Consider the following 24,236-nt stretch of genomic DNA (forward strand, 5'->3'; position numbering starts at 1 on the left):
CTCACGGCACAGGGCCGTCCGGCACCCTGCGACGGGCCCAGCAGTCCCGCCCTACCGGTAAAACAAAAACGCCCCGGATCACTCTGAGGCGTTTGGAACTTTAGCGATGCGGCGAGCGGCTTATTCGCCGAAGCCTGGCACGTCGCGCTTGGCCGGGCCCACGTAGATCTGACGCGGGCGGTTGATCTTGGCCTTCGGGTTGGAGGCCACCTCGTGCCACTGGGCGATCCAGCCCGGCATGCGGCCGATGGCGAACATGACGGTAAACATCTCGGCCGGAATCTTGAGGGCGTTCATGATGAGGCCGGAGTAGAAATCGACGTTCGGGTAGAGTTTGCGCGAGATGAAGTAATCGTCGCTGAGCGCGGCCTGCTCGAGGTTGCGGGCGATGTCCAAGAGCGGATCGTTGGTGATGCCGAGGCTCGCGAGGGCGGCGTCGAAACTACCTTTGATGATCTTGGCGCGCGGGTCGTAGTTCTTGTAGACGCGGTGACCAAAACCCATGAGGCGGGCTTTGCCGTTCTTGGCGTCTTCAAGGAACTTCGAGCCGTCGTCGCCCGCCTCGTGGATGGCGGTGAGCATCTGGATCACGGCCTGATTGGCACCACCGTGCAGCGGGCCCCAGAGGGCATTCACGCCGGCGGCGGCGGAGGCGAAAAGATTGGCGCCCGCGGAGGCGACCATGCGCACCGTCGAAGTGGAGCAGTTCTGCTCGTGCTCGGCGTGAAGCAGCAGGAAGAGATTGATGGCGCGAGCAACTTCCGGCGTGGCATTATACTCGTCGTAGGGCACCGAGAACATCAGGTGCAGGAAGTTCTCCGCGTAACCGAGGCTCTTCTTCGGGTAGTTGAGCGGGAGACCGCCACTGACGCGATAGGTGTGCGCAGCGATGGTGCGCACCTTCGAGAGCGCGATGGCCGCAGCTTCGTCGAAGTGTTCCAAGTCCCGCTGGTGATTGTTGGAAGCGATGTGCGGGTAGTAGGCGCCCAAGGCGTTGAGCGACGACGAGAGCACCGCCATCGGGTGGGCGTCGCGCGGGAAGTTCTGAATGAAACGCTCCATTCCGGCGCGCAGCGGCGCCTGCTCGGTCAACGCGGCCGAGAAACGGGCGCGTTCAGCAGTGGAAGGCAACTCGCCGTAGATGACGAGGTAGGCCACGTCGATGAAACGGCAATTTTCGGAAAGTTGTTCGATGGGGTAACCGCGGTAACGGAGGATGCCGGCCTCGCCGTCGATGTAAGTGATTTCACTTTGGCAAGAGCCCGTGTTGCCGAAGCCTTCATCGTAAGTGATGTAACCGGTCGTGGAGCGAAGCTTGCGGACATCGACCGCCTTCTCGTTCTCGGTGCCTTCGAGGACCGGGAGTTCGAGTTCTTGGTCGCCAATCTTTAGGGTAGCGGACTGTGCCATAAGGAGAGAAAGGGAATGGATATTAGAGGTATTGCAAAGCAAAGACCTACAGAAAGCGGAACCATTCCCACAACATTAGCGAGTGGGTCGCACAACTTTAGCCGAACGAATAGAGATCAGCGAAATTTCATTCGCTCAACCCGCCGCCACGCGCGCGAAGTTGCGGTAGATTTGCAATCCCTTCGCCTGACTTTTCTCCGGATGGAACTGCGTCGCGAAGCAACGTCCGCGCGCAATCGCCGCCGTGAACGGGCCCGCGTAATCGGCCTGTGCCAACACAAGCTGCGAGTCCGCCGGCACACAGTGATAGCTGTGCACAAAATAAAACGACTCCCCTTCCGTCGCGAGGTCGGCGGCCAACGGCGAATCGGCCTGCGTGAAGCGCACCGTATTCCAACCCATGTGCGGCACCTTAAACTCCGGCGGCAGGCGGAAGCGTTTCACTTCGCCGGGAAAGATGCCGAGCCCTTCAACACCGCCCTCTTCCGAACGTTCGAAGAGCGCCTGCATGCCGAGACACACACCAAGGAACGGACGATCCGCGGCAATCCACTCGCGCACCGAATCCGCCAGTCCCGTGGCGCGGAGCGAAGCCACACAATCGCGCAACGCACCGACGCCCGGCAGCACCAGACCGGTGGCCGAGATGGCTTCGAGTTCCGCCGGTGTGCGAATGACATGAGGCTGCGCACCAACCGCCTCCAAGGCTTTGGTGACGCTGCGCAGGTTGCAGATTCCGTTATCGACGACGGCGATCATCTCTTCGAGATGAAGTCGAAAGTCCCAAAGTCTAAAAGTCTAAAGGTCGGATTGGTGATTCCTGACTTTTAGACCTTCGGACATTTGGACCTTAAGACTCCTTATATAAGTCCCTTGGTTGAAGGCAGGCTGTCGGCGGCGCGCGGGTCGATCGATGTCGCGATGTCGAGCGCGCGGGCGAGGCCCTTGAAGATGGCTTCGGCGACGTGGTGCGGTTCCTCACCATAGAGGAGCGCGACGTGCAGGTTGGCGCCGAGGGCGTTGCTGAAGGCGCGGCAAAATTCCTTCACCAGGATGATGTTAAAATCGCGCACAAACATGGTCGGCGCATTGGCCTCGTAGACGAGGTGCGGACGGCCGCCGATATCGACCACCACGCGGGCGAGCGACTCGTCCATCGGCAGCAGGAAAAAGCCGTAACGTCGGATGCCCTTCTTGTCGCCGAGCGCCTGCTTCAGCGCGTCGCCGAGCACGAGCCCCACGTCTTCCACCGTGTGATGGTAATCCACATCGACGTCGCCGTCGCAACGGACGGTGAGGTCAAACAAACCATGCTTCGCGAAGAGCGTGAGCATGTGGTCGAAGAACGGCACGCCGGTGGCCACATCGGCCACGCCGGTGCCGTCGACCGCGAGCGTGAGCTCGATGTCGGTTTCGGCGGTTTTGCGCGAGACGGTTACGGTGCGTTGGTCAGCCATGCTTGGATTGCTTCGTCGACGGCGAGCATCTCGTCGTCGGTGCCGACGCTGATTCGCAGGAAGGATGCGGTCAAGGCGTGGCTGGGGAAGGCGCGCACGAGGATCTTGCGCGATTGGAAGAACTTAAAAAGGGACTCCGCGACGGCCGGTCCACTCTCACCCGCGGCGTTGCGTGGCTCCACGAAAAGGAAGTTGGTGGCGGACTGATAGATGAACCAATCGCGCTGCGCCCACTCCCCGGCCCAGTGGTCGCGGGTGCGTTTGATTTTGCCGATGATGGCGTCGTAGTAACTCGCATCGGAAAGCGCGGCGAGCGCGGCCACCTGCGAGAGGCGGTTGACGTTGTAGCTGTCGCGCACGCGATCGAGCAGGCCGATCGTCTCGGGATCCGCCAGCGCGTAACCGACGCGCATGCCGGCGAGGGCGTGGGCTTTGGAGAGCGTGCGCACGACGACCAGGTTGCGATACTCGGCGAGCAGCGGGACGGCGTTCTCTTCGGCAAACGGCGCGTAAGCTTCGTCCACCACGAGCACGCCCGGGAAGGTATTGAGCACGGCGCGGAGTTCGGCATTGGTGAAACCGACGCCGGTCGGCGCGTTCGGCGAGGTCAGGAAAAACGCGCGAGCCCCGGATTGCGCAATGCGATCAACCGGCAGGCGCATGGAGCGGTCGAACTCGATGACCTCGGTGCCACCGTCCTGGATCGCCACCAGCACCGGATAGAGCGAGTAACTCGGAAAGGTGAAACCGGTGCTCTGACGATCGTCACCAAAGACGCGCACGAGCAGATTGAGAATGTCGTCGGAGCCATTGCCCACGATGACTTGCTCCGGGGTCACGCCATGCACTTCCGCAATCTTTGCGCGGAGCGGCGCGCTGGTCGGACTCGGGTAGAGGCGCAGCCGCGCGCCGCCGTGAGTGAGCTCCTCTTGAATGGCCGCGACCACGCGCGGGCTCGGTTCGTAGGGGCACTCGTTGGTGTTGAGTTTAACCCAACCGGAATCTGTCGGCTGCAGGCCCGGCGTGTAGGCGTAGAGCGCGGGCACATGAGCGCGGGCAAGTTCGGAGGGCGTAGGCATGGTGAGTTCAGGTAGAGGACAACGACGCCGAGGAGGCTCGCTTACTCTACGCGCATCGTCGCACTGCGACCGTGAGCGTCGAGCTGCTCCATCTGGGCGAAGGCCGCGACGACCTCGGCGCCCTTGGCGATCGATTTTTGGTCGTAGCGGATGATGCTGGTGCGACGCAAGAAATCGGCGACCCGCAGACCGCTGAAGAACCGGCCGGCGCGGCCGGTCGGCAGCACGTGGCTGGGGCCGGCGGTAAAGTCGCCCAAGGCGGTCGCGGTGAGGTTGCCGATCATCATGGCTCCGGCAGTGGTGATGGTCCGCTCGAGTTTCTTGGCCGTGGCCGGTTTGACCAAGAGCTCCATGTGTTCCGGAGCCACGTAGTTGGCGACCTCCGCCATTTGCTCGGGCTTGGGGGCGATCAAGGTGAGGAATCCCTGATCGAGCACGCGCTCGGCCTTTTCGTTGCGACCGAGCGTCGGCAGCTGCTTTTGAACTTCGGCGTGAATGGCCTCCGCCACCGCGGCGGTCGAAGTGACGAGGTAAATCTTTTCGCGACCAGAGCCGTGCTCGGCCTGCGCCAGCAAGTCGGCGGCGGCGAAATCCACGCGAGCGGACTCGTCGGCAATGACCATGACCTCACTGGGCCCCGGCAGACTGTCGACCCCCACCGTGCCAAAGACCTGGCGTTTCGCTTCGCAGGTGTAGGCGTTGCCCGGACCATAAACCTTGTCGACCGCCGGGATCGTCTGGGTGCCGTAAGCCATCGCGCCGATGGCGTGCACGCCGCCGATACGGTAAACCTCGGTCACCCCGATGAGGTGGAGGGCCGCCAGCAGACCGTCGGCGATTTTGCCCTTGGCATTGGAGGGCGTGAACACGGCGATTTCAGGGCAGCCAGCGATTTTCGCGAGCGTGGCGGTCATGAGCACCGTCGAGACCAAGGGCACTTCCCCACCCGGCACGTAGAGCCCGACCCGGCGGATCGGATAGTGGCGTTCGCCGACCTCCGCGCCTTGGGCGTTGGTGCTGGTCCAGTTCTGCGGCAGGCCCTGCTTGTTGTAGGCGCGGATATTGGCGAGCGCGGCCTTCATCGCCTTCATTTGGGCGGCGGGCAGACGCTTGGCCGCGGCGGCGAGGGAGGCGGGACGCACCCGGAACTGGGCGGGCTTGAGCGAGGCACCATCAAAACGGTGCGCGTAGTCGGCGACGGCGGCGTCACCGCGCTCGCGCACATCGGCGAGGATGGCGGCCACGCTGTCTACGATCGCAGTCGGAACGATCGCCCCTGCACAGAAGGCGGCGAGTTCCGTCCGGGCGGACTTGGAAGCAAAGTTGATCTGGCGCACGATGAAGAGAAACCGCCCAGCGTTAGCGGGCGGAGTGCGTTCGAGCCAGCCGGAAACGAACCGGCAACTTAATTGGCCGTCGGCGCGACGGTCGGGACGCGGAAGAGCGAGGCCGGGAAGGTCTCGTTCACCGTCACCTTGTCGAAGACCACTTTGACTTGGGTCGAGCCACCGTCGGCGCGGGGCGAAACCGTGGTGACCGAGCCGGGGAAACGCACGCCCGCGACGCGGTTTTCGCCGTCCTCGGTGATGGTCGCGCCGCTGTCGGTTTCACTCACCACCAGCTTGCCGGTGGCGGGATCAAAATAGCGGTGGAAGACGATGCCGTAACCATGGTCGAAGGAGACGAGGTGCAGGCTGCGGTCGTTTTTGGTTACCAGACCGCCATCGATCACCTTGCCGCCCTGCTTCTCCAAGCCGGCGAAGAAGGACAGATTTTCCCAGGTGTTGGCGCGCAGACGACGGATCTGCGGCTGGTCGAGCAGCGACATTTGCCACTGGTTGACGTTCTCCGGGTTTTCGATGCGCTGCCACGCCTCGTAGATGTCGAGGGCGGTGGTTTCGTTCTTCTCCGGCGTCGTGATGGCGATGCGTTGGTAGAAGGGCTTGGCGAAAATGATGTCGATCTCGGCGGTGGTGGAACGGGTTTCACCGTCGGCGCTGGTGATGGTCGATTCCAGCTGGCCGTGATAATGCACCGACTTGATCGCATTGAGCGCGGCGTCGCCACCCAGGAACGAACGGGCCTTCGCGATGATCGCAGTGGGTTGAGCCAACACGGGAGCGGCGACCAAAGCGAGGAGGAGCAGAGAACGGGACAGGGATTTCATGATGCGCGAGCGATTAAACAAATGACGCAGAAGCAGGCGGAAACCATCGGGGATTCCCCCCACCAATGCAAGTTGCAGACGGGGCAAAACCGGCAAGCCACCGGAGGGCTGCCTCACTCCCACTCAATCGTGGCGGGCGGCTTCGAGCTGATGTCGAGCACCACACGCGAGACGTCACGAACCTCGTTGGTGATACGATTGGAAATGCGTTGCAGCAGATCATACGGGAGGCGGGTCCAGTCGGCGGTCATGGCGTCGATGGACTCCACCACGCGGACCGCAATCACCCAGGAATAGTTCCGCTCGTCACCGATGACGCCGACGGATTTGACCGGCAGGAAAACGCAGAACGACTGCCACACCTTCCAATACCATTCGGTGGTCTTCATTTCCTCCATGAGGATGGCGTCGGCTTCCTTGAGCACGTCGAGCTTGGCTTTGGTGATTTCGCCCAGCACGCGCACGCCGAGACCCGGGCCCGGGAAGGGCTGGCGCCAAACCACCTCGCGGGGCAGACCCAGCTCGGCGCCGACGGCGCGGACCTCGTCCTTGAAGAGTTCACGCAGCGGCTCGAGCAGCTTGAGCTTCATGCGCTCGGGCAGACCGCCGACATTGTGGTGGCTCTTGATCAAGGCCGCCGGGTTGTTGCCGATGGCGACCGACTCAATCACGTCCGGATAGAGCGTGCCCTGCGCGAGGAACTTGGCGTGGCCGATCGTTTTGAGCGACTTCTCGAAGACGTTGACGAAGGTATTGCCGATGATCTTGCGCTTCTGTTCGGGCTCTTCGACGCCCTTGAGGCGACGTAGGAAAAGCTTCGAAGCATCCACCACCCGCAGGTCGATGTGGAAGTGGTCGCCGTAGAGTTTCTCCACCGCCTCCCGCTCCCCTTTGCGCAGCAGACCATTGTCGACAAAAACGCAGGTAAGCTGCTTGCCGATGGCCTTGTGTATCAGCGCAGCCGCTACAGAGGAATCAACGCCGCCGGAGAGACCGAGAATGACGCGGGACTTGCCGACCGTCTTGCGGATTTCCTCCACGGCATGGTCGATGTAATCCTTGGTCGTCCAATCCTGGGCCGCGCCGCAGACATTGAGCAGGTAGTTCCGGATCACATCCACGCCACGCTCGGTGTGAAATACTTCGGGGTGAAATTGGATACCGTAGAAGTCGCGCTTGCGGTCCTCGATGACGGCGAAGGGCGAATTGTCCGTCGTGCCGATTGGCGCGAAACCCGGGGGCAGCTCGGTCACCTTGTCGCCATGGGAGTTCCACACACGGAGTTTGCGGGGCAGCTTGCGGAAGAGGCGGCCGGGCTTGGTGATGGAAAGGGTGCCATGGCCAAACTCGCGCTCTTTGCTCTTCGCGACCTTACCGCCGAGCATCTTGCCCATGAGCTGGAGGCCGTAACAGATGCCGAGCACGGGAACGCCGAGTTCAAACACCGCCTTGTCCGGCATCGGGGCGTCCTTCGCGAAAACACTGCTCGGACCACCGGAAAGGATCACGCCCACGACGCCATCTTTCTTCAATTCCTCCGCCGAGGTCGTGTAGTGGTAGATCTTCGAGTAAACCTCGCACTCGCGAATGCGACGCGCGATGACCTGCGTGTATTGGGAACCGAAATCGAGGACGGCGATCGTCTGAGCCATGGGGGAGCAAAAGCACCCGCAATGCCGGAATCAAGAGGCGATGCTTCTCCGCGACGTTTTCCTCTCGGACCCTTAATTATCGCGCCGGGTCTTAAAAACGCAGTCGGCCATTTAGGTGCCCACATCGCGGGCAATTGGCTTCATCCACCCTGCCCCGCGTGGTGTAAACATGCTCGCACCGCACGCAGTGGAAGATCGTCTTCCGTTTTTCCGCCTCAAATCGGGCGTGGTCCCGGCGATCATAATAGATCCATAGACCGAGAAAGAACGCCGCCAGTCCGAGACAGTAAATTACAGCGGCGGTGGTGAGATCGATCATGGCGCATCCAACGGTTTGGCATGCCCGTTGACGGGGACAAAGAAAAACGCCGACCGGGAAAACCGATCGGCGTTGAAAGTGGCGAGAGGCACGCAGGCCAATGGCCTTAGTCCTTCTTCTCTTCTTCAGTCGCGGGAGCCTCGGTGGCCTCGACTTCGGCAGCGGGGGCCTCTTCAGCGGCGGGAGCCGGAGCAGCTTCAGCCTTGGCCGGGGCGGCCTTCTTCTTCGGCTTCTTGTAACCCGGATCGTCGGCCTTCACGAATTCGATCAGAGCCATCTCAGCCGCGTCGCCGATACGGGCGCCGAGCTTGTAGATGCGGGTGTAACCACCCGGACGGTTGAGGAACTCGGAGACCTTGTCGTTGAAGAGCAGGTCAATGGCAGCCGTGTCGCGAACATCGCGCAGAGCGAGGCGCTTGAGGTGCAACTTGTCCTTGGCCTCGGTTTTGGCGTGAGCCTTCTTGGCCTTGGTGACGACCTTCTCAATGAAGGGACGGAGGGCCTTGGCCTTGGTCAGGGTGGTCTTGATGCGACCGTAGGTGATCAGGGACACGGACATGTTGGACAACATGGCCGCGCGGTGCTCGCGGGTGACGCCGAGGGACTGGCGATGAACTTTGTGACGCATTGTGGTGTGTGTTTTTGGTGTGTGGTGGTCTCCGATCGGCTACCGGGCTGCAGCGTTGGGCGGCACGGCGGCGCGAAGACCGGGAGGGGAGAAAATCCTAAATCCTAATGACTAAATCCTAAACAGAACTGCGACGGGATCGTTGCTACCTCTGTTAGGATTTTGAAATTTGGGATTTAGGATTTACCGGGCGTAAAACCGCCCGGTTTTTAGATTTCCTTCTTCGAGTCGAGGAGGCGCTCGTCGAACTTCATGCCGAGCGAAAGGCCGAGGGCCTCGAGCTTCTCTTTGATCTCGTTGAGCGACTTCTTACCGAAGTTGCGATACTTGAGCATCTCCTGCTCGGTCTTCATGGCGAGTTCGCCGACCGTGGTGATGTTCGCGTTGTTCAAGCAGTTGGCCGCACGAACGGAGAGTTCGATTTCGTTGACCGACATGTTGAGGAGCTTGCGGAGCTTGTTCTGCTCTTCGCTGACCTCGGACTGCTGGTTGTCGAACTCGTAGGTCTCCTCGGACACGCGATCGAAAACGTCGAGGTGGTGCTTGAGGATCGAGCCGGCTTGCTTGAGGGCGTCGTCCGGGGTGATGCGACCGTCGGTCCAGACCTCGAGGATGAGCTTGTCGTAGTCGGTGATCTGACCCACGCGGGTGTTCTCAACGGCATACTTGACGAGCTTCACCGGGGAGAAGAGCGAGTCGATCGGGATGACACCGATGGCTTGATCTTCCTTCTTGTTGAGCTCGCCCGGGCAATAGCCGCGACCGGTCTTCACCGTGATCTCGGCTTCGAAAGGCTGGGCCTTGTCGATGGTGCAGATGACCTGCTCCGGATTGACGATGGTGATGTTGGCGTCGGCTTGGATGTCGGCCGCGGTGACGGGGCCTTCGCGGTCAACCTTGATGCCGAGCACCACTTCGTCGCGGTTGGCGGTCGAAACGATGAGCACCTTCTTGAGGTTGAGCACGATATCGGTGACGTCCTCGACGATGCCGTCGACGCTCTGGAACTCGTGGTTCACGCCTTCGATCTTGATGGAGGCGATGGCAGCACCCTCGATGGAGGACAGCAGCACGCGACGCAGGGAGTTACCGATGGTGTGACCGTAACCGGCCTCGAAAGGCTCGGCGATGAACTTGCCGTAGGTGGCGGTGGAGCCTTCCTCCACCTTCGTGAGCTTGTTGGGGAGTTCGAACTTACCGAGGCGTTTTGGCATGGTGATTAAGAGATTAAGTCAAAAGGTTAAGTTTAAGGAGGAGGACGTTGAGGTCTTCAACGTCAACTTCCCTCTTAAACTCGGCAATTAGCGCCAATCAGAAGCGAGAGTAGAACTCAACGATCAGCTGCTCGTTGATGTCCTGGGTCATCTCTTCGCGGGTGGGCAGACGGTTCACGACGCCGGTGTAGGTCTCTTGGTTGAGCGTGAGCCAACCGGGGACGTTGCGGGCGCGGGTCTCTTCGAGATTGCGGGTCGCGATCTGACGGGAGGTCGGGGTGTCCTTGATCATCACCTCGTCGCCAGCGACGACGGTGTAGGAGGAGATGTCGACCTTCTTGCCGTTCACGCGGACGTGACCGTGGTTGACCAGCTGACGAGCAGCGGCGCGGGTCTTGGCGAAGCCGAGGGAGTAAACCGTGCTGTCGAGACGGGTCTCGAGGAGCTGGAGGAAGCGCTCACCGGTAACGCCCTTTTCGTTCTTGGCCTTCTCAAAGGTGCGGCGGAACTGACGCTCGAGGAGGCCGTAGACGTAACGCAGCTTCTGCTTCTCATCGAGGCCGATGGCGTATTCCGACTTCTTGCGGCGCAGACGGGGGCCGTGCTGGCCGGGCGGATACGAGCGCTTCTCGTAAGCCTTGGTGGCGCCAAACAGCGGCTGGCCGAAGCGGCGGCTGAGGCGAGTGGTGGGTCCGATGTAACGAGCCATGGGAGGTGATCCTTGTTTTTAAATAAGTTGGATTGCGCGGGCTCGCATTAGACGCGGCGACGCTTGCGGGGGCGGCAGCCGTTGTGCGGGACCGGGGTGACATCGATGATCGAAGTCACCTCGAGGCCGATGGCCTGGATGGCGCGGACGGCGGAGTCACGACCGAGGCCGGGACCAGACACCTTGATCACGACGTCCTTGAGGCCGTGGGCCATGGCGGCGCGGGCGGCATCTTGAGCGACGATCTGGGCGGCGTAGGCGGTGGACTTGCGGGAACCGCGGAAGTTGCACTTGCCGGCGCTGGACCAGGAGATGACGGCGCCCTTCGGATCGGTGATCGAAACGATGGTGTTGTTGAACGAGGCGAGGACGGAAACGATACCCGAAGAAATGTTCTTCGAGCCTTTGGCCTTGCGGATCTTCACCGCGCCGAGCTCCTCCTTCAGGAGGTCTTCAGCGGTGGGCTGCTTGGGCACGCCACCAACCAACTCGACCTTCTTCTCGGCCGGGGCATCGGTGGCCTCAACCGGAGCGGCACCCTCGGGGGCGGCGGCGGCAGGCTTGGTTTCGTTCTCAGGAGTGGGCTTCTCTTCGGCCATGACGGGAAAGGGAATGGGTTATTTCTTGGTGACACCAACGGTGCGACGCGGGCCCTTGCGGGTGCGGCTGTTGGTCTTGGTGCGTTGACCGCGAACCGGGAGGCTGCGGCGGTGACGGAGACCACGGTAGCAACCGATGGCCTGGAGGCGCTTCAGGTTGCCGGTGATTTCACGGCGGAGGTCACCTTCGACCACCCATTTGTGTTCGGTGATGACGTTGAGGATCTGATTGAGCTGTTCCTCATTCAGGTCGTTCGCACGCATGTCCGGATCGAGTCCGGTTTCCTGCACGATCTGATCGGCCCGCTGCGGACCGATGCCATAAATGTAGCGAAGCGCGTAGTTGAGCTTTTTCTTCGCCGGGATGTCGACGCCAAGGAGACGAGGCATAGTGGAAGGTGTTGGGTGTTTAAGGGAAGGTTAGTTGGTAAAAACGGGAAGGGATCACGCGGTCAGTGCGTGAACCGTGGGAGACGAATCAAGGCGCGGAATCGTGAGGACCTCGGGGCCTTGTTCGGTGGTGAGCACGGTGTGTTCGAAATGCGCGGAGTCGGAGTTATCGACGGTCGTGATCGTCCAGCCATCGCGCAGGGTTTTCGTCCGCCAATTGCCGACGTTGACCATCGGTTCGATAGCCAGAGTCATGCCCGGACGGATAATCTCTCCCTTACCACGGCGGCCGAAGTTGGGGATCTGCGGTTCCTCGTGCATCGAGGCCCCTACCCCATGGCCGACCATGTCGCGCACCACACTGAAACCATTACGTTCCACGTGGGTTTGCACTGCATGCGAAATGTCGCCGATGCGGTTGCCGACCGTAGCTTGGGCGATACCCAAGCGGAGGGCTTCTTCGGTGACCCGCAGCAGTTTTTGCTTAGCGGATGAGATGGTGCCGACCGGCACGGTGATGGCGTTGTCGCCGATGTATCCATCGACTTCCAACACTACGTCGAGGGCGATGATGTCGCCGTCGGAGAGGACCCGTTTCATGCTACCGATGCCGTGAACCACCTCCTCGTTAACGGAGAGGCAGGTGTAGGCGGGGAATCGGCGGGAGCCGATTTGGTAGCCGTAACAGGCGCTGCGGGCACCGAGCTTTTGCATTAGCTCGCGGCCAATTTGATCCAAGTCGTAGGTAGTGATCCCAGGCGCGACGTGCTCTCTAAGCGTATAGAGCACGGTCGCGGCAATCGCACTGGCTTCGCGCATCTTCGTGATGGCTGCAGAGTTCTTAATCGGAATGGCCATCAGACGGCGAGGAGTTGGTCGGCCACGAAAACGTCGTAACCTTGAGTGCGATAATGATCGACGACGACGGAGTCAGCCGCATCACCGACAGCGCAGGCGCTGAGGGACATGCCGCGAGACTCGAACCATTCGTCGAATACTTTTGCTTGGAGCAACGTAGCCGGGAAGTCCGTAAGGACGAAGCCCGCATCGGGTTTGCGCGCCCAAAACCAACGACGCATGACGCCGAAGATAACTTGGTCTGGAATCGGAAGACCCTTTTCCAGTGCACGCTCGGCGGCTTGGCCGGCGGGCGTGCGGCGCGAAATCTCCTGTCGTATCATTTCAACAGAAGAGACGTGCTCAAAATTCAAAGAACGGGATCGTTCAGCCAAGGCTGACGAGATGGATCCAAGGATCAGAACCTTGGCCTTGGCGGGCATACCGCCAAGCGAAAGGGGGCAGAACGTGGAGACCGCCGTGGCCAAAGTAAAGGGTTATTTTTACCCGCCAAACTGGCGCCACAGCCAGATGGCCAAACCGAAGGCGAGCATGCCACCCATGAAGGCAGTGAGCTTGTAAACCGCGTCGGCGCTGGCGGCATCGCCCAGCGCCCCCTGACGGGTTTGCGAAGCGGAGCGAGCGCGCACGCGACCCTTCTTGAGGAAGCCATCATAATGACGCTGCAGCAGGAAGGTCTCAATCTGGCGCATGGTGTCGAGCACCACACCCACCGTGATCAGCATACCGGTGCCACCGAAGAAGATCGCGATACGTTGCGGGACATTAAGCTCGAAGAGCAGAACGTCCGGCAGGACGGCGATGATCGTCAGGAAGATCGCGCCAGCCAAAGTGAGGCGGGTCATGATGAAGTCCAAGAATTTGGCTGTCGGTTCACCGGGACGGACGCCCGGGATGTAACCGCCATACTTCTTGAGATCATCGGCGATCTGGATCGGTTTAAACATCACCGACACCCAGAAGTAGCTGAAGAACAGGATCAGGAATCCAAAGCCGACGTAGTAGACCCAGTGGCCGCGCAAAAGGTTATTGGCGAATTCGACCAAGAAGTCCCAACCGATCGCGGCGCCGAGCTGCGACATGATCTGTTGCGGGAACATCAGAATCGCACTGGCAAAAATCACCGGCATGACACCCGAGTAGTTCACCTTGAGCGGCATAAAGGAGCTTTGGCCACCCATGACCTTATTGCCGACCACACGCTTGGCGTATTGCACCGGGATCTTCCGTTGGCCCTGCACCACCATGATGATGCCCATCGTAACGGCGATAAAGAGACCGAACATCACGAGTCCCTGCGGCAGGCCGAGCGTTTGCACTCCCACCGGAGCGAAGAAGAGCTGCCACGTCGCCTGAGCGGCCCCGGGGATATCCGCCAAAATACCGATGGTGATGAGGAGGGAGACACCGTTGCCGATGCCGCGCTGCGTGATCTGCTCACCGAGCCACATGAGGAGCATCGTGCCGGCCGTCATGATGACCACAGACGTGATGAGGAACCACGCCTTGCTCACGATGACGATGTCACCGTAGGCCGCGACATCATAGCCGCTGAAAAGGCGAGCTGGATTCTCTAGCGCCAGAATAAGCAGCGTGCCCTGCACCAAACAGATCAACACCGTCGCATAACGCGTGTATTGCGTGAGCTTCTGACGGCCCACGTCCCCTTCCTGCTGCAGGCGGCTCAAGGCCGGCACCACGGCCGTCATGAGCTGGAAAATGATCGATGCGCTGATGTAGGGCATGATGCCCAACGCGCCGATCGCGCCCTGCACCAGAGCTCCACCCGTGAACATGTTGTAGAGCCCAACGAGGGCACCGGAACCAGCAGCCGTCTGGTCGGCGAAGAACGCCTTCAGCGGTGCGGGGTCCAAGCCCGGCAGCGGCACGACCGCCGCCACGCGGGCGACGAACAGCAACGACAGCGTATAGAAGATCCGTTGACGGAGCTCAGGAATCTTCAGCGAGTTCGTAAAGGCAGAGAGCACGGGGGTTCAGTAATTGCGGATTGTAAAAAACTGGACGCGGAAAAGCCGGTTTGCAGGCCAAGGTGTTTTACTCCCCTGCCCCACAAGCCGACTTCCGCATAAGATGAAATCAGGCTACGATGGCTTCGCCGCCAGCGGCCTCGATTTTGGCTTTGGCCGAAGCGGAGAACTTGCTGGCCGTGACCTTGAGGGCACGGGAGAGCTCACCGTCGCCGAGCACTTTCACGAAGGTCTCACCGGCGCGGATAATACCGGCCTTGGCAAGCACCTCTGCGTTGACCTCGGTCACGCTCTCGTCGAGACGAGCGAGATCACCGACATTCAGAACGGCCGGCTCAGTGCGGAAGTTCGCCTGGTTGAAGCCGCGGTGCGGCAGACGACGATAAAGGGGCATCTGGCCACCTTCAAAGCCGATCCGGATACCGCCGCCGGAACGAGCCGTTTGGCCCTTACCGCCGCGACCGGAGGTCTTACCGTGGCCGCCGCCTTCGCCGCAGCCGACACGCTTCCTGCGGTGCACGGCACCAGCAACATTCTTGAGTTCGTGGAGTTTCATTTTGGTTTCCTCAATGGACGCCCCGATTCCGCAACGGCGGCATCGGGACTCGGATAAAGTTACGGACGATAAGCGGAGATCAGGCCTCGCTGGTAGCGACCGGAGCGCGGAGAGCCTTGATGGTCTCGCGGTTGCGGAGCTGCTTGAGCGCGTCGAACGTGGCGTTGACGACAGCCTGATGATTGTTGGAGCCGAGCGACTTGGTGAGCACGTTGTGCACACCGGCAGCTTCAAGGACAGCGCGCACACCGCCACCGGCGATGAGACCCGTGCCGGGAGTGGCCGGACGGATGAGCACCTTGCCACCATCGGAGACGCCAAAGGCCTCGTGCGGGATGGTGTCGTTCTTGATTTGAACCTTGGTCATGCGCTTGCGGGCACCTTCATTACCCTTGCGGATAGCCTCGGGGACCTCGTTGGCCTTGCCGAGCGAAACGCCGACCTGGCCCTTGCCGTCGCCGACCACGACGAGGGCGGAGAAGCTGAAACGGCGACCACCTTTGACGACCTTGGCGCAACGGTTGATGAAAACGACCTTTTCGAAGAGCTCCGGCCCCTCGTCTTGGGTCGGGGCATTATCGCGGCCGCCACGACGACCGTCGCGACGATTGCCGCCCGGGCCACGGCCACCGGGGCCACGGCCGCCCGGACCACGATTGTGACCGGCGGGGGAGTTGGAGGAAGGATTGGCGGAGGGATTGCTCATGGCCTTTTCGTTCTTAGAATTTGAGTCCGCCTTCACGGGCGGCGTCGGCGAACACCTTCACCTTACCGTGGTAGAGGGCACCATTGCGGTCGAAGACCACATCGGTGATACCAGCGGCGGTAGCCTTGGCGGCGAACGCCTTGCCGAGCGCCTCGGCACCAGCGAGATTCGCGGCGAGGTTCTGCTTGCGCAGCTCCGCGTCGAGGCTGGAGAGGAAGGCAAGCGTCGCGCCGGCCTCGTCGTCGATGGCTTGGGCGTAGATGTGCTTGGAGGTGAATTTGACGGAGAGGCGCGGACGGGCGGCGGTGCCGGAGACCTTCTTGCGAATGCGCCATTTGCGCTTCTGGAGAAGCTTGGCTTTTTGAATCGTTTTCATGGGTGCAGTTACCTTTCTGGGCCTTAGGCGACGGTCTTACCTTCCTTGCGGCGGACGCGCTCACCAACGTATTTGACGCCCTTGCCCTTGTAGGGCTCGGCCGGGTAGTAGGAGCGGATGTTGGCGGCGACCTCGCCGACCAGCTGCTTGTCGACGCCCTCGACCTTGACCTTGGTCTGATCGGTGACGGTCACCGTGATGCCATCCGGCACCGGGTAGAGAATCGGGTGGGAGTAGCCCAGTGCGAGATCGAGGGTGTTGCCCTTGAGAACGGCTTTGAAACCAACGCCGGAGATCTCGAGATCCTTGACGAATCCCTCGGTCACGCCTTGCACCATGCCCGCGATGATGGAGCGAGCGGTGCCATACATGGCGTTGGCGAAGCGGGTCTTGTCGGCCGGAGAGACGCGAATCTCACCCTCCTCAAAAACGAACTTGGCGGCGTTGTTGAACGTCTTCTCGAGCTTACCCTTGGGGCCCTCGACGGACATGGTTTGGCCAGAGATGGTCACTTTGACTTTCTCCGGAACGGGAACGGGTTGTTTGCCGATGCGGCTCATGTGAATGGGCTCCTATTACCAGATGTTGCAGAGGAGCTCGCCACCCGCCTTGTTGCGGCGGCAGTCCTGGTCCTTCATGAGACCCTTGGAGGTGGAGAGAATGCTAATTCCGAGGCCATTGAGAACGCGCGGAATGTCGGTATAGCGGTAGTAGAGGCGGCGGCCCGGAGTGGAGACGCGCTTGAGGCCGGTAAGAGCCGGGGTGCCGGCGACGTATTTCATGGCAACGACGAGGGTCTTGTGGCCCTTGGCATCGGTGCTCTCGGTCACGTCATTCACGTAACCTTCGCTTTTGAGAATACCAGCGAGGCTGGCTTTGAGCTTGGAGTGCGGAACAACGCACTTGTCCAGCTGAGCGGCGCTGGCATTACGCAAGCGCGTCAGGAGGTCTGCAATAGGATCGGTCATTTGGGTGGATGTTTGTAGGTCTCGGTCGCCGGGTCATATCCGGGCCCCGCAGGGTGCGGGACGAACCCCCGGTCGACTGAAAAAGTTAAACGCTTTTACCAGGAGGATTTGATGACACCCGGGATCTTGCCAGCGAGGGCGAGCTCGCGGAATTGGATGCGGGAGACACCAAACTTGCGGATGTAGGCGCGCGGGCGACCGCTGAGGGAACAGCGATTTTTCACGCGGACCTGCGACGAATTGCGCGGGAGCTTCTGCAGCTTCTTTTGCGCAGCGAAGAAGTCCTCGTCGGAAGTTTCCGGATTGAGGAGCGCGGCCTTCAACTCAGCGCGCTTTGCGGCGTATTTGTCGGCAAGCTTCTGGCGCTTGATGTTGCGGTAGATGGCGGAGGTCTTCGGCATGGCGAAAAAGGCTTAGGCGGCTTGCGCGGTTTCGGCGGCGCGACGGAAAGGCATACCGAGGAGCTTGAGCAGCTCGCGGCCTTCATCGTCAGTGGAAGCGGTGGTCACGATGGTGATATCGAAGCCAATGGTGCGCTTGACGTTCTCAACGGAGATTTCCGGGAAAATGGAGAAGTCGGCGATACCGAGATTGTAGTTACCCTTGCCATCGAGGCGGGTCGGCACACCGCGAAAGTCGCGGATGGTCGGCAGAGCGATGGCGATGAGACGATAAAGGAAGTCCCACATGGCGTCGCCGCGGAGGGTGACATGGGCGCCGACCACTTGGCCTTGGCGCAGCTTAAAGTTGGCGACCGACTTGCGGGCCTTGGAAGCAACCGGCTTTTGACCGGCGATGAGGCCGAGATCACGAAGCACGTCGCCGACTTGGTTCTTGTCCAGATCGGTGCCGAAGCCGGAGTTGATGGAAACCTTCACCAGACCGGGGATCTGATGCGGGTTGGTGTAACCGCGGCTCTTGGTCAGCTCGGGAACAACCGTTTCTTTGTAGTGCGCCTTGAGGGCGGGAATATTGGACTGGCTCATTTTAATTGTCGCTGGATTACCGACCCAGCGGCGGCAATTGAGATGATTGCGGGAAAAAGAGGACGAGTAACGCAGTCGCCGCGTCGACTTGGCAAGTGATATCTTACCGAGGCAACGCGGTTGCGGATTCAGCTTTAGGCAGAGGCTGCGGCGCGCTTCTTGGAAGCATCGTAGCGGCTCTTGAGCATAAGGTTGGAGACGTGAACCGAACCTTCGCGCTCAACAATGGCGCCGTTGGGGTTCTCTTCGGACTTGCGCACGTGGCGCTTGATCATGGCGACGCCTTCGACGCGGGCGCGTTGTTTGGCGGCCAAGAGTTCGAGAACCTTACCGGACTTGCCCTTGTGGGCGCCGGCGATGACGACGACTTCTTCGCCGCGTTTGATATGGAACTTCTGCATTTTAGAGGACCTCCGGAGCGAGCGAGATGATCTTCATGAAGTTCTTCGCACGCAGTTCACGGGCGACGGGGCCGAAGATGCGGGTGCCCTTCGGGTTGCCGTCCTGATTGATGATGACGATGGCGTTGGAGTCAAAACGAAGGTAGCTGCCGTCGGCGCGACGGATCGGCGCCTTGGTGCGAACGACGACGGCCTTGGTGACCTCGCCCTTCTTGACCGAAGCATCGGTGGAGCTGTCCTTGATGTTGACGGTGATGATGTCACCAACGGTGGCAACGTTACGGCCGGCTCCCTTTTTGGAGATCATGTGGGCCTTACGCGCGCCAGTGTTGTCGGCGATGGTGAGAACGGAACGGAGTTGAATCATGGTATACCTCCTGGGAGTGGATGGGCTGGGTCTTAGGCCTCGGAGTCAGCGGCCGCTTCGGCCTTGACCTCTTCAGCAGCACGAGCGGCGGCAACCTCAACGTCAGCCGAGAGGGTGACGATGCGGAGGATGCGGAAGCGCTTCAGGCGGCTCAGCGGGCGGGTTTCCATGATCTCGACCTTGTCGCCAACGTGAGTCTCGTTCTTCTCGTCGTGCACGTGGACGACGGACTTACGGTTAATGACCTTTTTGTAGCGCGGGTGCGGGATCTTGTAGGGGATGGTGACCTTGACGGACTTGTCGCCGGAGCGGCTGGTGACGACGCCGATGAGGGTCTTGCGGGCATTGCGGGTCTCGGTGGACATGGCGGTTGCTTATATTGGGCTGCCCTCAGGCGGCGGCGGTTTGCTTCTCGTTAAGGATGGTCTCCAGGCGAGCGATCTCCTTGCGGAGGCTGCGGAGCTGATGCGGCTTCTCGACGAGGCCGGCGTTCTTCTTGAGGCGAAGATCGAGCAGGGCCTCACGGGTTTCGCGGAGCTTGGTCTCGATCTCGGTCGGCGCGAGTTCGCGGATGTCTTTGGCTTTCATTGACGGATGTCGGATCGAGGAGGTTTAGATGGAGGAATCGCGAACGATGAAGCGGCAGTGGAACGGCAGCTTGGCATCGGCGAGGCGGCAGGCCTCTTTGGCGATCGATTGAGGAACGCCGGCGAGCTCGAAGAGCACGGCGCCGGGTTTGATCATGGCGACGTAGTGGTCGACCGAGCCTTTACCGGAACCCATGCGGACTTCCGCCGGCTTGGAGGTGACGGGCTTGTGCGGGAACACGCGGATCCAGATCTTACCCTTACGCTTGAGGTGACGATTCATGGTCACACGAGCGGCTTCGATCTGACGGCCGGTGAGCTGGCCACGGGTGAGGGACTGCAGGCCGAATTCGCCGAACGCGATGGTGTTGCCACCCTTGGCGTTACCGGCATTCGAGCCTTTCATTACCTTGCGGTATTTGGTGCGGGAAGGTGCGAGAGCCATTGTGGTTATCTCCTATTATTGAAGGTTCGCGACCGCGCCTTAGGCAGGCTGGTTGCTGTCGGCTTCCGGCTTACAGATCCAGCACTTGACGCCGATCTTGCCGTAAACGGTGTTCGCCTCGGCGAAACCGTAGTCGATGTTTTCGCGCAGCGTGTGCAACGGGACGCGGCCCTTGCGCTGCCACTCGCGGCGAGCGATATCGGAACCGCCGAGACGGCCCGAGCACTGGATACGAATACCTTCGGCGCCGAGAGCCATGGCGATCTCGACGGTGCGCTTCATGGCGCGACGGAAGGCGATACGGCGCTCGAGCTGGAGAGCAACATTCTCAGCGACGAGCTGCGCTTCGATCTCGGGCTTCTTGACCTCTTGGATGTCGAGCAGGATCTCTTTGCCGGTGAGCTTGGAGAGCTCGTCTTTGATCTTCTCGATCTCCTGGCCCTTGCGACCGATCACGATGCCCGGACGGGCGGTGTAAATCTTGACGCGGACGCGGTTGGAGGCGCGCTCGATGAAGATGCGCGGCACGGAAGCCTGCTTGAGCTTCTCCATGAGTTTCTCACGGATGAGCTGATCCTCACGCAGGAGCGTGGGGAAGTCTTTCTTGTTCGCATACCAGCGCGACTGCCAGTTGCGGCGGACGGCGAGACGGAAACCGACGGGATTGGTTTTTTGGCCCATGGAAGTAGCTTTAGGAGTTGGTGCCGTCCGAGAGGACGATGCGGATGTGGGACATGCCCTTGCGACGGGGCTTGGCGGTGCCTCGGGCACCGGCCTTGAAGCGCTTAAGAACGGGACCTTGCTCAATGAGAGCACGGTGCACGATGAGCTCGTCGGCCGAGACGTTGTTATTGTTCTCGGCGTTGGCGATTGCGCTCTTGAGCGTCTTGGCGATGAGGCGGGCGGATTTGCGCGGGATGATCGAGAGGAGACCGAGCGCTTCCGGAGCCTTGCGGCCTTGGATGGTGCGGGCCACCTCGCGCATCTTCATCGGCGACATGCGCGCGTAGCGGGTGAGGGCTTGAACTTCCATGATTTTAGTGAGGATTCCCCGAACGATGGGGCGACAGCAGCGGGTCCGGCGAACCGGACCACCCTGCCCTTTTGTGGTTGATTGATTAAACGGGGGTTAAACGACGACGGGTTTAGTCCTTGCGGGTCATGCCACCGTGGGTGCGGAACGCACGGGTCGGGGCGAACTCACCCAGCTTGTGACCCACCATGTTCTCGGTGACGTAGACGGCGGTGAACTGCTTGCCGTTGTGCACGTTGAAGGTGAAGCCGACGAATTCCGGCGTGATGGTCGAGCGACGGGACCAGGTTTGAATGGGTTTCTTGGCACCACCGGCTGTATTGGCCTTCTCGATTTTCTCGATCAGGTGGTAGTCGACGAAGAAGCCTTTTTTGATGGAACGGGCCATGGGAAATCAGGTGCTGACTGCTTATTTCTTACCGCGCGGCTTCTTGCCGTTGTGGCGGACGAGGATGAGGCGGTTGGAGGCCTTGGAGCGCTTCCGGGTCGGGAAGCCCTTGGCCAACTGACCCCAGGGGGACACGAGGTGCTGGCCACCGCCACCACCCTTGGACTTACCGTTACCACCACCGTTGGGGTGATCGACCGGGTTCATCACCATACCGCGAACGCGGGGGCGACGGCCGAGCCAACGGTTGCGACCGGCTTTGCCGAGCGACTGGCGGTTGTGGTCACCGTTGCCGACTTCACCGATGGTGGCGCGGCACTTGGCATTCACGAGGCGGATCTCGCCGGAAGGCAGCTTGATCTGCGCGAAGCCTTCTTCCGTGATCGAGACGAGCTCGACCGCCGTGCCGGCACCACGAGCCATCTGCGCACCACGACCGGGCAGCAGCTCAACGCAGTGCACGCGGGTGGAGGGAGGCATCAGGGAGAGCGGATAGTTGTTACCGACATTGAAGTCGTTGATCGTTGCGGTCGTGCCGGCGACGATCTTGGTGCCAACATCGAGACCGTCCGGAGCGATGATGTAACGCTTCTCACCGTCCTCATATTGCACGAGGGCGATGTGGGCGGAGCGATTCGGATCGTATTCGATCGCGATCACTTCGCAGGGTTGGTCGAGACGGTCGAGACGCTTGAAGTCGATACGACGGTAGAGCTGCTTGTGGCCACCACCACGACGACGCGAGGTGATGCGGCCATAAACGTTGCGGCCACCAGTCTTGGGCTTCGGTTCGGTGAGAGCCTTTTCCGGACGCTTCTTGGTCAGCCCCTTGGAGGAGGTGATCGCAGTGAAACGCTGGGAAGCGGTGGTCGGGCGATGGGATTGAATAGCCATGGGATGATATCTCCAGGTTGAGGGATCGCGCTTAAACGAGCTCGATCTTGTCGCCGGCCTTTAGCGTAACGATGGCCTTCTTGAAGTCGGATTTCTTACCCGGACGGCCGGTGCGGCCGCGGGTGGTCTTGCCGAGGTAGTTCTGCACGTTGACGCGCTTGACGGTGACCTTGAAGGTCGACTCGACAGCGGCAGCGATTGCGGCTTTGGAAGCGTTGGGGAACACCTCGAAGGTATATTGACCCAACTCAGCGGATTGCGCGTTGGACTTCTCGGTGAGACGAACGGTTTTGAGAATCTTGTCGGCTTGCATCAGTTTTCACCTCCGTTGACACGAGCGAGGATCGCTTCGAGAGCTTTGGAGCTGACGACGATCTTGGCGTAACCGGCCAGATCGAAGGCGTTAAGTTTGGCGGCCTCCTGGAAGGAGACGCGCTCGATGTTGCGAGCGGCAAGGACGGTGGTGTCGGCGAACGGAGCGTCGACGAGCAGCACCTTACCCTCGGGGGCGATACGACCGATGATCTCGTTGACGACCTTGGTCTTGGCCGGGGCGACGGAGAACTCCTCGATCACGGCGATTTCGCCGGAGACCGCGCGATCAAACAGCGCACGGGAGAAAGCGAGCGCCTTCACCTTGGAGTTGATCTTCTTGGAGTAGTCACGGGGCTTCGGGCCGTGAGCGCGGCCACCGCCAACCCAGATCGGGGAGCGGGTGGAACCGTGGCGAGCGCGGCCGGTGCCCTTTTGGCGCCAGGGCTTCTTACCACCACCGGAGACATCGCCGCGGGTTTTGGTCGAGCGGGTGCCTTGGCGGTTGTTGGCGTTGATCGCGACGATCGCTTCCTTGACGGCCTGGAGACCCTTGTCGCCTTCGAAGGTGGGAAGGCTGAACTCTTCTTCACGGCTGTTGGTGCCGTCGGGAGAAAATACAGTGAGTTTCATGGTTGCGTGCTCTCCTTATCAGGCGGCGGCCTGCTTTTGACCTTTGATGGCCGAACGCACGACGACGGTGTCGCCATTGGCGCCGGGGATGCAGCCGCGGACGAGAAGCAGGTTCTTCTCGGCGTCGACTTGGACGATGCGCAGGTTCTGCACGGTGCGGCGCTTGTTACCCATGTGACCGGGCATCTTCTGATTCTTGAAGACGCGACCAGGGGTCTGGCGCTGACCCACCGAACCGATGCGGCGGTGGAACATGGAACCGTGCGAGGCGGGGCCACCGGCGACGCGGAAGCGCTTCACAACGCCAGCGAAACCTTTGCCCTTGGAGACGCCGATCACGTCGACCAGCTGGCCGGAGATGAAGGCTTCCACGGTGACGGTGTCACCGGCCTTGGCTTCAGGAGCGTCAGCAAGACGCACCTCATCAAGGATGCGGGGGGCTTGCTCGAGGCCCGCTTTCTTGGCGTGGTTGAGCTCGGCCTTCGAAGAATTTTTAATCTTCTTGGCGGAATAGCCGAGCTGGACGGCGTTGTAGCCGTCGGATTCGACAGTCTTGACCTGGACCACAGGGCAGGGTCCGGCTTCGACCACGGTGACCGGCACGAGGACATTGTTGTCATCGTAGACCTGAGTCATGCCGATCTTTTTACCGATAATGGTGTTGATCATGGGCTAAGTGGTAGGTGGAGGGTTTCCGTTTGGTTTAGACCTACATTAGCGATTCCGGAGGTTAGGCCCTCCGGAGATGCCGCTAAACTGTTGGTGAAACTGTTATTACTGGGTGATGCGCAGTTTGGGTTGCGGATCAGACGTTGATGGTGATGTCCACGCCTGAGGGGAGGTTGAGCTTCTTGAGCTCGTCGACCGTTTGGGCGGTGGGTTCGATGATGTCGATGAGGCGCTTGTGGGTGCGGGTCTCAAACTGCTCCATGGATTTTTTGTCCACGTGCGGGGAGCGGTTGACGCTGAGCTTCTCGATACGAGTCGGCAGCGGGATGGGACCGGAAACCCGGGCGCCGGAGCGCTTGGCGGTCTCGACGATCTCGAGGGCGGACTGGTCGATCACACGATAGTCGAAGCCCTGGAGCTTGATGCGAATGCGTTGGCCTTTCAT

General features: G+C 60.9%; 35 protein-coding genes. All 35 read right to left on the reverse strand.

Going from position 1 to position 24,236, the window contains the following annotated elements; translation table 11 throughout:
- Window positions 1-120: 120 nt before the first annotated feature.
- Window positions 121-1,410, reverse strand: a complete 1,290-nt coding sequence (locus tag K1X11_RS09485) for a citrate synthase (RefSeq protein WP_221029675.1) — start codon at window positions 1,408-1,410, stop codon at window positions 121-123.
- Window positions 1,411-1,545: 135 nt separating this feature from the next.
- Window positions 1,546-2,169: an imidazole glycerol phosphate synthase subunit HisH gene (hisH, locus tag K1X11_RS09490; RefSeq protein WP_221029674.1), complete on the reverse strand. Its 624-nt coding sequence runs from the start codon at window positions 2,167-2,169 to the stop codon at window positions 1,546-1,548.
- 101 nt (window positions 2,170-2,270) lie between these two features.
- A complete protein-coding gene (gene hisB / locus K1X11_RS09495) occupies window positions 2,271-2,867 on the reverse strand; it encodes an imidazoleglycerol-phosphate dehydratase HisB (protein WP_221029673.1) in 597 nt (198 codons plus the stop codon).
- The gene (gene hisC / locus K1X11_RS09500) at window positions 2,846-3,946 is read right to left on the reverse strand and encodes a histidinol-phosphate transaminase (protein WP_221029672.1); all 1,101 of its coding nucleotides are present in this window, start codon (window positions 3,944-3,946) and stop codon (window positions 2,846-2,848) included. The genes hisB and hisC overlap by 22 nt, the downstream gene beginning before the upstream one ends.
- A gap of 41 nt (window positions 3,947-3,987) precedes the next feature.
- Complete coding sequence (gene hisD, locus K1X11_RS09505; protein WP_221029671.1) at window positions 3,988-5,283, reverse strand: histidinol dehydrogenase; 1,296 nt, start codon at window positions 5,281-5,283, stop codon at window positions 3,988-3,990.
- A gap of 68 nt (window positions 5,284-5,351) precedes the next feature.
- Window positions 5,352-6,113 carry a hypothetical protein gene (locus K1X11_RS09510; protein WP_221029670.1) on the reverse strand — a complete coding sequence of 254 codons (762 nt, stop codon included), beginning with the start codon at window positions 6,111-6,113 and terminating at the stop codon, window positions 5,352-5,354.
- 113 nt (window positions 6,114-6,226) lie between these two features.
- Window positions 6,227-7,765, reverse strand: a complete 1,539-nt coding sequence (gene guaA / locus K1X11_RS09515; protein ID WP_221029669.1) for a glutamine-hydrolyzing GMP synthase — start codon at window positions 7,763-7,765, stop codon at window positions 6,227-6,229.
- Window positions 7,766-8,190: 425 nt separating this feature from the next.
- The gene (rplQ, locus tag K1X11_RS09520) at window positions 8,191-8,712 is read right to left on the reverse strand and encodes a 50S ribosomal protein L17 (protein WP_221029668.1); all 522 of its coding nucleotides are present in this window, start codon (window positions 8,710-8,712) and stop codon (window positions 8,191-8,193) included.
- Window positions 8,713-8,921: 209 nt separating this feature from the next.
- Window positions 8,922-9,926, reverse strand: a complete 1,005-nt coding sequence (locus K1X11_RS09525; protein WP_221029667.1) for a DNA-directed RNA polymerase subunit alpha — start codon at window positions 9,924-9,926, stop codon at window positions 8,922-8,924.
- A 97-nt stretch (window positions 9,927-10,023) separates the two neighbouring features.
- Window positions 10,024-10,635 carry a 30S ribosomal protein S4 gene (gene rpsD / locus K1X11_RS09530; protein ID WP_221029666.1) on the reverse strand — a complete coding sequence of 204 codons (612 nt, stop codon included), beginning with the start codon at window positions 10,633-10,635 and terminating at the stop codon, window positions 10,024-10,026.
- 47 nt (window positions 10,636-10,682) lie between these two features.
- Complete coding sequence (gene rpsK / locus K1X11_RS09535; protein ID WP_343212913.1) at window positions 10,683-11,234, reverse strand: 30S ribosomal protein S11; 552 nt, start codon at window positions 11,232-11,234, stop codon at window positions 10,683-10,685.
- Between the two features lie 18 nt (window positions 11,235-11,252).
- A complete protein-coding gene (gene rpsM / locus K1X11_RS09540; RefSeq protein ID WP_221029665.1) occupies window positions 11,253-11,624 on the reverse strand; it encodes a 30S ribosomal protein S13 in 372 nt (123 codons plus the stop codon).
- Window positions 11,625-11,678: 54 nt separating this feature from the next.
- Window positions 11,679-12,482 (reverse strand): type I methionyl aminopeptidase, encoded by an 804-nt coding sequence (map, locus tag K1X11_RS09545; protein WP_221029664.1) that lies wholly within the window; start codon window positions 12,480-12,482, stop codon window positions 11,679-11,681.
- The gene (locus K1X11_RS09550; RefSeq protein WP_221029663.1) at window positions 12,482-12,904 is read right to left on the reverse strand and encodes a nucleoside monophosphate kinase; all 423 of its coding nucleotides are present in this window, start codon (window positions 12,902-12,904) and stop codon (window positions 12,482-12,484) included. The genes map and K1X11_RS09550 overlap by 1 nt, the downstream gene beginning before the upstream one ends.
- Before the next feature lie 60 nt (window positions 12,905-12,964).
- Window positions 12,965-14,470 carry a preprotein translocase subunit SecY gene (gene secY / locus K1X11_RS09555; RefSeq protein WP_221029662.1) on the reverse strand — a complete coding sequence of 502 codons (1,506 nt, stop codon included), beginning with the start codon at window positions 14,468-14,470 and terminating at the stop codon, window positions 12,965-12,967.
- A 109-nt stretch (window positions 14,471-14,579) separates the two neighbouring features.
- Window positions 14,580-15,026 carry a 50S ribosomal protein L15 gene (gene rplO / locus K1X11_RS09560; RefSeq protein ID WP_221029661.1) on the reverse strand — a complete coding sequence of 149 codons (447 nt, stop codon included), beginning with the start codon at window positions 15,024-15,026 and terminating at the stop codon, window positions 14,580-14,582.
- A gap of 79 nt (window positions 15,027-15,105) precedes the next feature.
- Entirely contained in the window at window positions 15,106-15,732 is a 627-nt protein-coding gene (rpsE, locus tag K1X11_RS09565) for a 30S ribosomal protein S5 (protein ID WP_221029660.1), read from the reverse strand.
- Window positions 15,733-15,745: 13 nt separating this feature from the next.
- Window positions 15,746-16,108 carry a 50S ribosomal protein L18 gene (gene rplR, locus K1X11_RS09570; RefSeq protein ID WP_221029659.1) on the reverse strand — a complete coding sequence of 121 codons (363 nt, stop codon included), beginning with the start codon at window positions 16,106-16,108 and terminating at the stop codon, window positions 15,746-15,748.
- A gap of 23 nt (window positions 16,109-16,131) precedes the next feature.
- Window positions 16,132-16,668: a 50S ribosomal protein L6 gene (rplF, locus tag K1X11_RS09575; protein ID WP_221029658.1), complete on the reverse strand. Its 537-nt coding sequence runs from the start codon at window positions 16,666-16,668 to the stop codon at window positions 16,132-16,134.
- A 15-nt stretch (window positions 16,669-16,683) separates the two neighbouring features.
- Window positions 16,684-17,076: a 30S ribosomal protein S8 gene (gene rpsH / locus K1X11_RS09580; RefSeq protein ID WP_221029657.1), complete on the reverse strand. Its 393-nt coding sequence runs from the start codon at window positions 17,074-17,076 to the stop codon at window positions 16,684-16,686.
- A gap of 95 nt (window positions 17,077-17,171) precedes the next feature.
- Window positions 17,172-17,477 (reverse strand): 30S ribosomal protein S14, encoded by a 306-nt coding sequence (gene rpsN, locus K1X11_RS09585; RefSeq protein ID WP_221029656.1) that lies wholly within the window; start codon window positions 17,475-17,477, stop codon window positions 17,172-17,174.
- 12 nt (window positions 17,478-17,489) lie between these two features.
- On the reverse strand, window positions 17,490-18,062 hold the full coding sequence (gene rplE, locus K1X11_RS09590) for a 50S ribosomal protein L5 (RefSeq protein WP_221029655.1): 573 nt from the start codon (window positions 18,060-18,062) through the stop codon (window positions 17,490-17,492).
- A gap of 134 nt (window positions 18,063-18,196) precedes the next feature.
- Entirely contained in the window at window positions 18,197-18,463 is a 267-nt protein-coding gene (gene rplX / locus K1X11_RS09595; protein WP_221029654.1) for a 50S ribosomal protein L24, read from the reverse strand.
- A 1-nt stretch (window position 18,464) separates the two neighbouring features.
- Window positions 18,465-18,830, reverse strand: coding sequence for a 50S ribosomal protein L14 (rplN, locus tag K1X11_RS09600; protein WP_221029653.1), 366 nt, complete (start codon window positions 18,828-18,830; stop codon window positions 18,465-18,467).
- A gap of 32 nt (window positions 18,831-18,862) precedes the next feature.
- On the reverse strand, window positions 18,863-19,195 hold the full coding sequence (gene rpsQ / locus K1X11_RS09605; protein WP_221029652.1) for a 30S ribosomal protein S17: 333 nt from the start codon (window positions 19,193-19,195) through the stop codon (window positions 18,863-18,865).
- A 25-nt stretch (window positions 19,196-19,220) separates the two neighbouring features.
- Window positions 19,221-19,418, reverse strand: coding sequence for a 50S ribosomal protein L29 (gene rpmC / locus K1X11_RS09610; RefSeq protein WP_221029651.1), 198 nt, complete (start codon window positions 19,416-19,418; stop codon window positions 19,221-19,223).
- Between the two features lie 24 nt (window positions 19,419-19,442).
- Window positions 19,443-19,862: a 50S ribosomal protein L16 gene (rplP, locus tag K1X11_RS09615; protein WP_221029650.1), complete on the reverse strand. Its 420-nt coding sequence runs from the start codon at window positions 19,860-19,862 to the stop codon at window positions 19,443-19,445.
- Window positions 19,863-19,901: 39 nt separating this feature from the next.
- The gene (gene rpsC / locus K1X11_RS09620; RefSeq protein WP_221029649.1) at window positions 19,902-20,543 is read right to left on the reverse strand and encodes a 30S ribosomal protein S3; all 642 of its coding nucleotides are present in this window, start codon (window positions 20,541-20,543) and stop codon (window positions 19,902-19,904) included.
- A gap of 10 nt (window positions 20,544-20,553) precedes the next feature.
- Window positions 20,554-20,895 (reverse strand): 50S ribosomal protein L22, encoded by a 342-nt coding sequence (rplV, locus tag K1X11_RS09625; RefSeq protein ID WP_221029648.1) that lies wholly within the window; start codon window positions 20,893-20,895, stop codon window positions 20,554-20,556.
- A gap of 112 nt (window positions 20,896-21,007) precedes the next feature.
- The gene (gene rpsS / locus K1X11_RS09630) at window positions 21,008-21,283 is read right to left on the reverse strand and encodes a 30S ribosomal protein S19 (RefSeq protein WP_221029647.1); all 276 of its coding nucleotides are present in this window, start codon (window positions 21,281-21,283) and stop codon (window positions 21,008-21,010) included.
- A 21-nt stretch (window positions 21,284-21,304) separates the two neighbouring features.
- Complete coding sequence (gene rplB, locus K1X11_RS09635) at window positions 21,305-22,177, reverse strand: 50S ribosomal protein L2 (protein WP_221029646.1); 873 nt, start codon at window positions 22,175-22,177, stop codon at window positions 21,305-21,307.
- 31 nt (window positions 22,178-22,208) lie between these two features.
- Complete coding sequence (gene rplW / locus K1X11_RS09640) at window positions 22,209-22,490, reverse strand: 50S ribosomal protein L23 (RefSeq protein ID WP_221029645.1); 282 nt, start codon at window positions 22,488-22,490, stop codon at window positions 22,209-22,211.
- Window positions 22,490-23,122: a 50S ribosomal protein L4 gene (rplD, locus tag K1X11_RS09645; RefSeq protein WP_221029644.1), complete on the reverse strand. Its 633-nt coding sequence runs from the start codon at window positions 23,120-23,122 to the stop codon at window positions 22,490-22,492. The genes rplW and rplD overlap by 1 nt, the downstream gene beginning before the upstream one ends.
- A gap of 18 nt (window positions 23,123-23,140) precedes the next feature.
- Window positions 23,141-23,791: a 50S ribosomal protein L3 gene (gene rplC, locus K1X11_RS09650; protein WP_221029643.1), complete on the reverse strand. Its 651-nt coding sequence runs from the start codon at window positions 23,789-23,791 to the stop codon at window positions 23,141-23,143.
- 136 nt (window positions 23,792-23,927) lie between these two features.
- Window positions 23,928-24,236, reverse strand: coding sequence for a 30S ribosomal protein S10 (gene rpsJ, locus K1X11_RS09655; RefSeq protein ID WP_096055068.1), 309 nt, complete (start codon window positions 24,234-24,236; stop codon window positions 23,928-23,930).

The organism is Actomonas aquatica (genome assembly GCF_019679435.2).
GTDB lineage: Bacteria > Verrucomicrobiota > Verrucomicrobiia > Opitutales > Opitutaceae > Actomonas > Actomonas aquatica.

What these genes read in the sequence shown, in the direction of transcription:
- rpsH (WP_221029657.1), bottom strand. Translation starts at nt 17,076, where the DNA reads ATGACCGATCCTATTGCAGACCTCCTGACGCGCTTGCGTAATGCCAGC.
- rplQ (WP_221029668.1), bottom strand. Translation starts at nt 8,712, where the DNA reads ATGCGTCACAAAGTTCATCGCCAGTCCCTCGGCGTCACCCGCGAGCAC.
- K1X11_RS09525 (WP_221029667.1), bottom strand. Translation starts at nt 9,926, where the DNA reads ATGCCAAAACGCCTCGGTAAGTTCGAACTCCCCAACAAGCTCACGAAG.
- rplD (WP_221029644.1), bottom strand. Translation starts at nt 23,122, where the DNA reads ATGAAACTCACTGTATTTTCTCCCGACGGCACCAACAGCCGTGAAGAA.
- rpsC (WP_221029649.1), bottom strand. Translation starts at nt 20,543, where the DNA reads ATGGGCCAAAAAACCAATCCCGTCGGTTTCCGTCTCGCCGTCCGCCGC.
- rplC (WP_221029643.1), bottom strand. Translation starts at nt 23,791, where the DNA reads ATGATCAACACCATTATCGGTAAAAAGATCGGCATGACTCAGGTCTAC.
- rplF (WP_221029658.1), bottom strand. Translation starts at nt 16,668, where the DNA reads ATGAGCCGCATCGGCAAACAACCCGTTCCCGTTCCGGAGAAAGTCAAA.
- map (WP_221029664.1), bottom strand. Translation starts at nt 12,482, where the DNA reads ATGGCCATTCCGATTAAGAACTCTGCAGCCATCACGAAGATGCGCGAA.
- hisC (WP_221029672.1), bottom strand. Translation starts at nt 3,946, where the DNA reads ATGCCTACGCCCTCCGAACTTGCCCGCGCTCATGTGCCCGCGCTCTAC.
- guaA (WP_221029669.1), bottom strand. Translation starts at nt 7,765, where the DNA reads ATGGCTCAGACGATCGCCGTCCTCGATTTCGGTTCCCAATACACGCAG.
- rpsD (WP_221029666.1), bottom strand. Translation starts at nt 10,635, where the DNA reads ATGGCTCGTTACATCGGACCCACCACTCGCCTCAGCCGCCGCTTCGGC.
- rpsE (WP_221029660.1), bottom strand. Translation starts at nt 15,732, where the DNA reads ATGAGCAATCCCTCCGCCAATCCTTCCTCCAACTCCCCCGCCGGTCAC.
- rpsJ (WP_096055068.1), bottom strand. Translation starts at nt 24,236, where the DNA reads ATGAAAGGCCAACGCATTCGCATCAAGCTCCAGGGCTTCGACTATCGT.
- rpsQ (WP_221029652.1), bottom strand. Translation starts at nt 19,195, where the DNA reads ATGTCCACCGAGACCCGCAATGCCCGCAAGACCCTCATCGGCGTCGTC.
- rplW (WP_221029645.1), bottom strand. Translation starts at nt 22,490, where the DNA reads ATGCAAGCCGACAAGATTCTCAAAACCGTTCGTCTCACCGAGAAGTCC.
- rplO (WP_221029661.1), bottom strand. Translation starts at nt 15,026, where the DNA reads ATGAAACTCCACGAACTCAAGAATGTTGCTGGTGCCGTGCACCGCAGG.
- rplX (WP_221029654.1), bottom strand. Translation starts at nt 18,463, where the DNA reads ATGCAGAAGTTCCATATCAAACGCGGCGAAGAAGTCGTCGTCATCGCC.
- K1X11_RS09485 (WP_221029675.1), bottom strand. Translation starts at nt 1,410, where the DNA reads ATGGCACAGTCCGCTACCCTAAAGATTGGCGACCAAGAACTCGAACTC.
- rpsN (WP_221029656.1), bottom strand. Translation starts at nt 17,477, where the DNA reads ATGCCGAAGACCTCCGCCATCTACCGCAACATCAAGCGCCAGAAGCTT.
- rplB (WP_221029646.1), bottom strand. Translation starts at nt 22,177, where the DNA reads ATGGCTATTCAATCCCATCGCCCGACCACCGCTTCCCAGCGTTTCACT.
- hisB (WP_221029673.1), bottom strand. Translation starts at nt 2,867, where the DNA reads ATGGCTGACCAACGCACCGTAACCGTCTCGCGCAAAACCGCCGAAACC.
- rpsK (WP_343212913.1), bottom strand. Translation starts at nt 11,234, where the DNA reads ATGGCCGAAGAGAAGCCCACTCCTGAGAACGAAACCAAGCCTGCCGCC.
- rplE (WP_221029655.1), bottom strand. Translation starts at nt 18,062, where the DNA reads ATGAGCCAGTCCAATATTCCCGCCCTCAAGGCGCACTACAAAGAAACG.
- rplR (WP_221029659.1), bottom strand. Translation starts at nt 16,108, where the DNA reads ATGAAAACGATTCAAAAAGCCAAGCTTCTCCAGAAGCGCAAATGGCGC.
- K1X11_RS09550 (WP_221029663.1), bottom strand. Translation starts at nt 12,904, where the DNA reads ATGCCCGCCAAGGCCAAGGTTCTGATCCTTGGATCCATCTCGTCAGCC.
- rpsS (WP_221029647.1), bottom strand. Translation starts at nt 21,283, where the DNA reads ATGGCCCGTTCCATCAAAAAAGGCTTCTTCGTCGACTACCACCTGATC.
- rplN (WP_221029653.1), bottom strand. Translation starts at nt 18,830, where the DNA reads ATGATTCAACTCCGTTCCGTTCTCACCATCGCCGACAACACTGGCGCG.
- hisH (WP_221029674.1), bottom strand. Translation starts at nt 2,169, where the DNA reads ATGATCGCCGTCGTCGATAACGGAATCTGCAACCTGCGCAGCGTCACC.
- K1X11_RS09510 (WP_221029670.1), bottom strand. Translation starts at nt 6,113, where the DNA reads ATGAAATCCCTGTCCCGTTCTCTGCTCCTCCTCGCTTTGGTCGCCGCT.
- rplV (WP_221029648.1), bottom strand. Translation starts at nt 20,895, where the DNA reads ATGGAAGTTCAAGCCCTCACCCGCTACGCGCGCATGTCGCCGATGAAG.
- rpsM (WP_221029665.1), bottom strand. Translation starts at nt 11,624, where the DNA reads ATGCCTCGTCTCCTTGGCGTCGACATCCCGGCGAAGAAAAAGCTCAAC.
- rplP (WP_221029650.1), bottom strand. Translation starts at nt 19,862, where the DNA reads ATGGCTCTCGCACCTTCCCGCACCAAATACCGCAAGGTAATGAAAGGC.
- rpmC (WP_221029651.1), bottom strand. Translation starts at nt 19,418, where the DNA reads ATGAAAGCCAAAGACATCCGCGAACTCGCGCCGACCGAGATCGAGACC.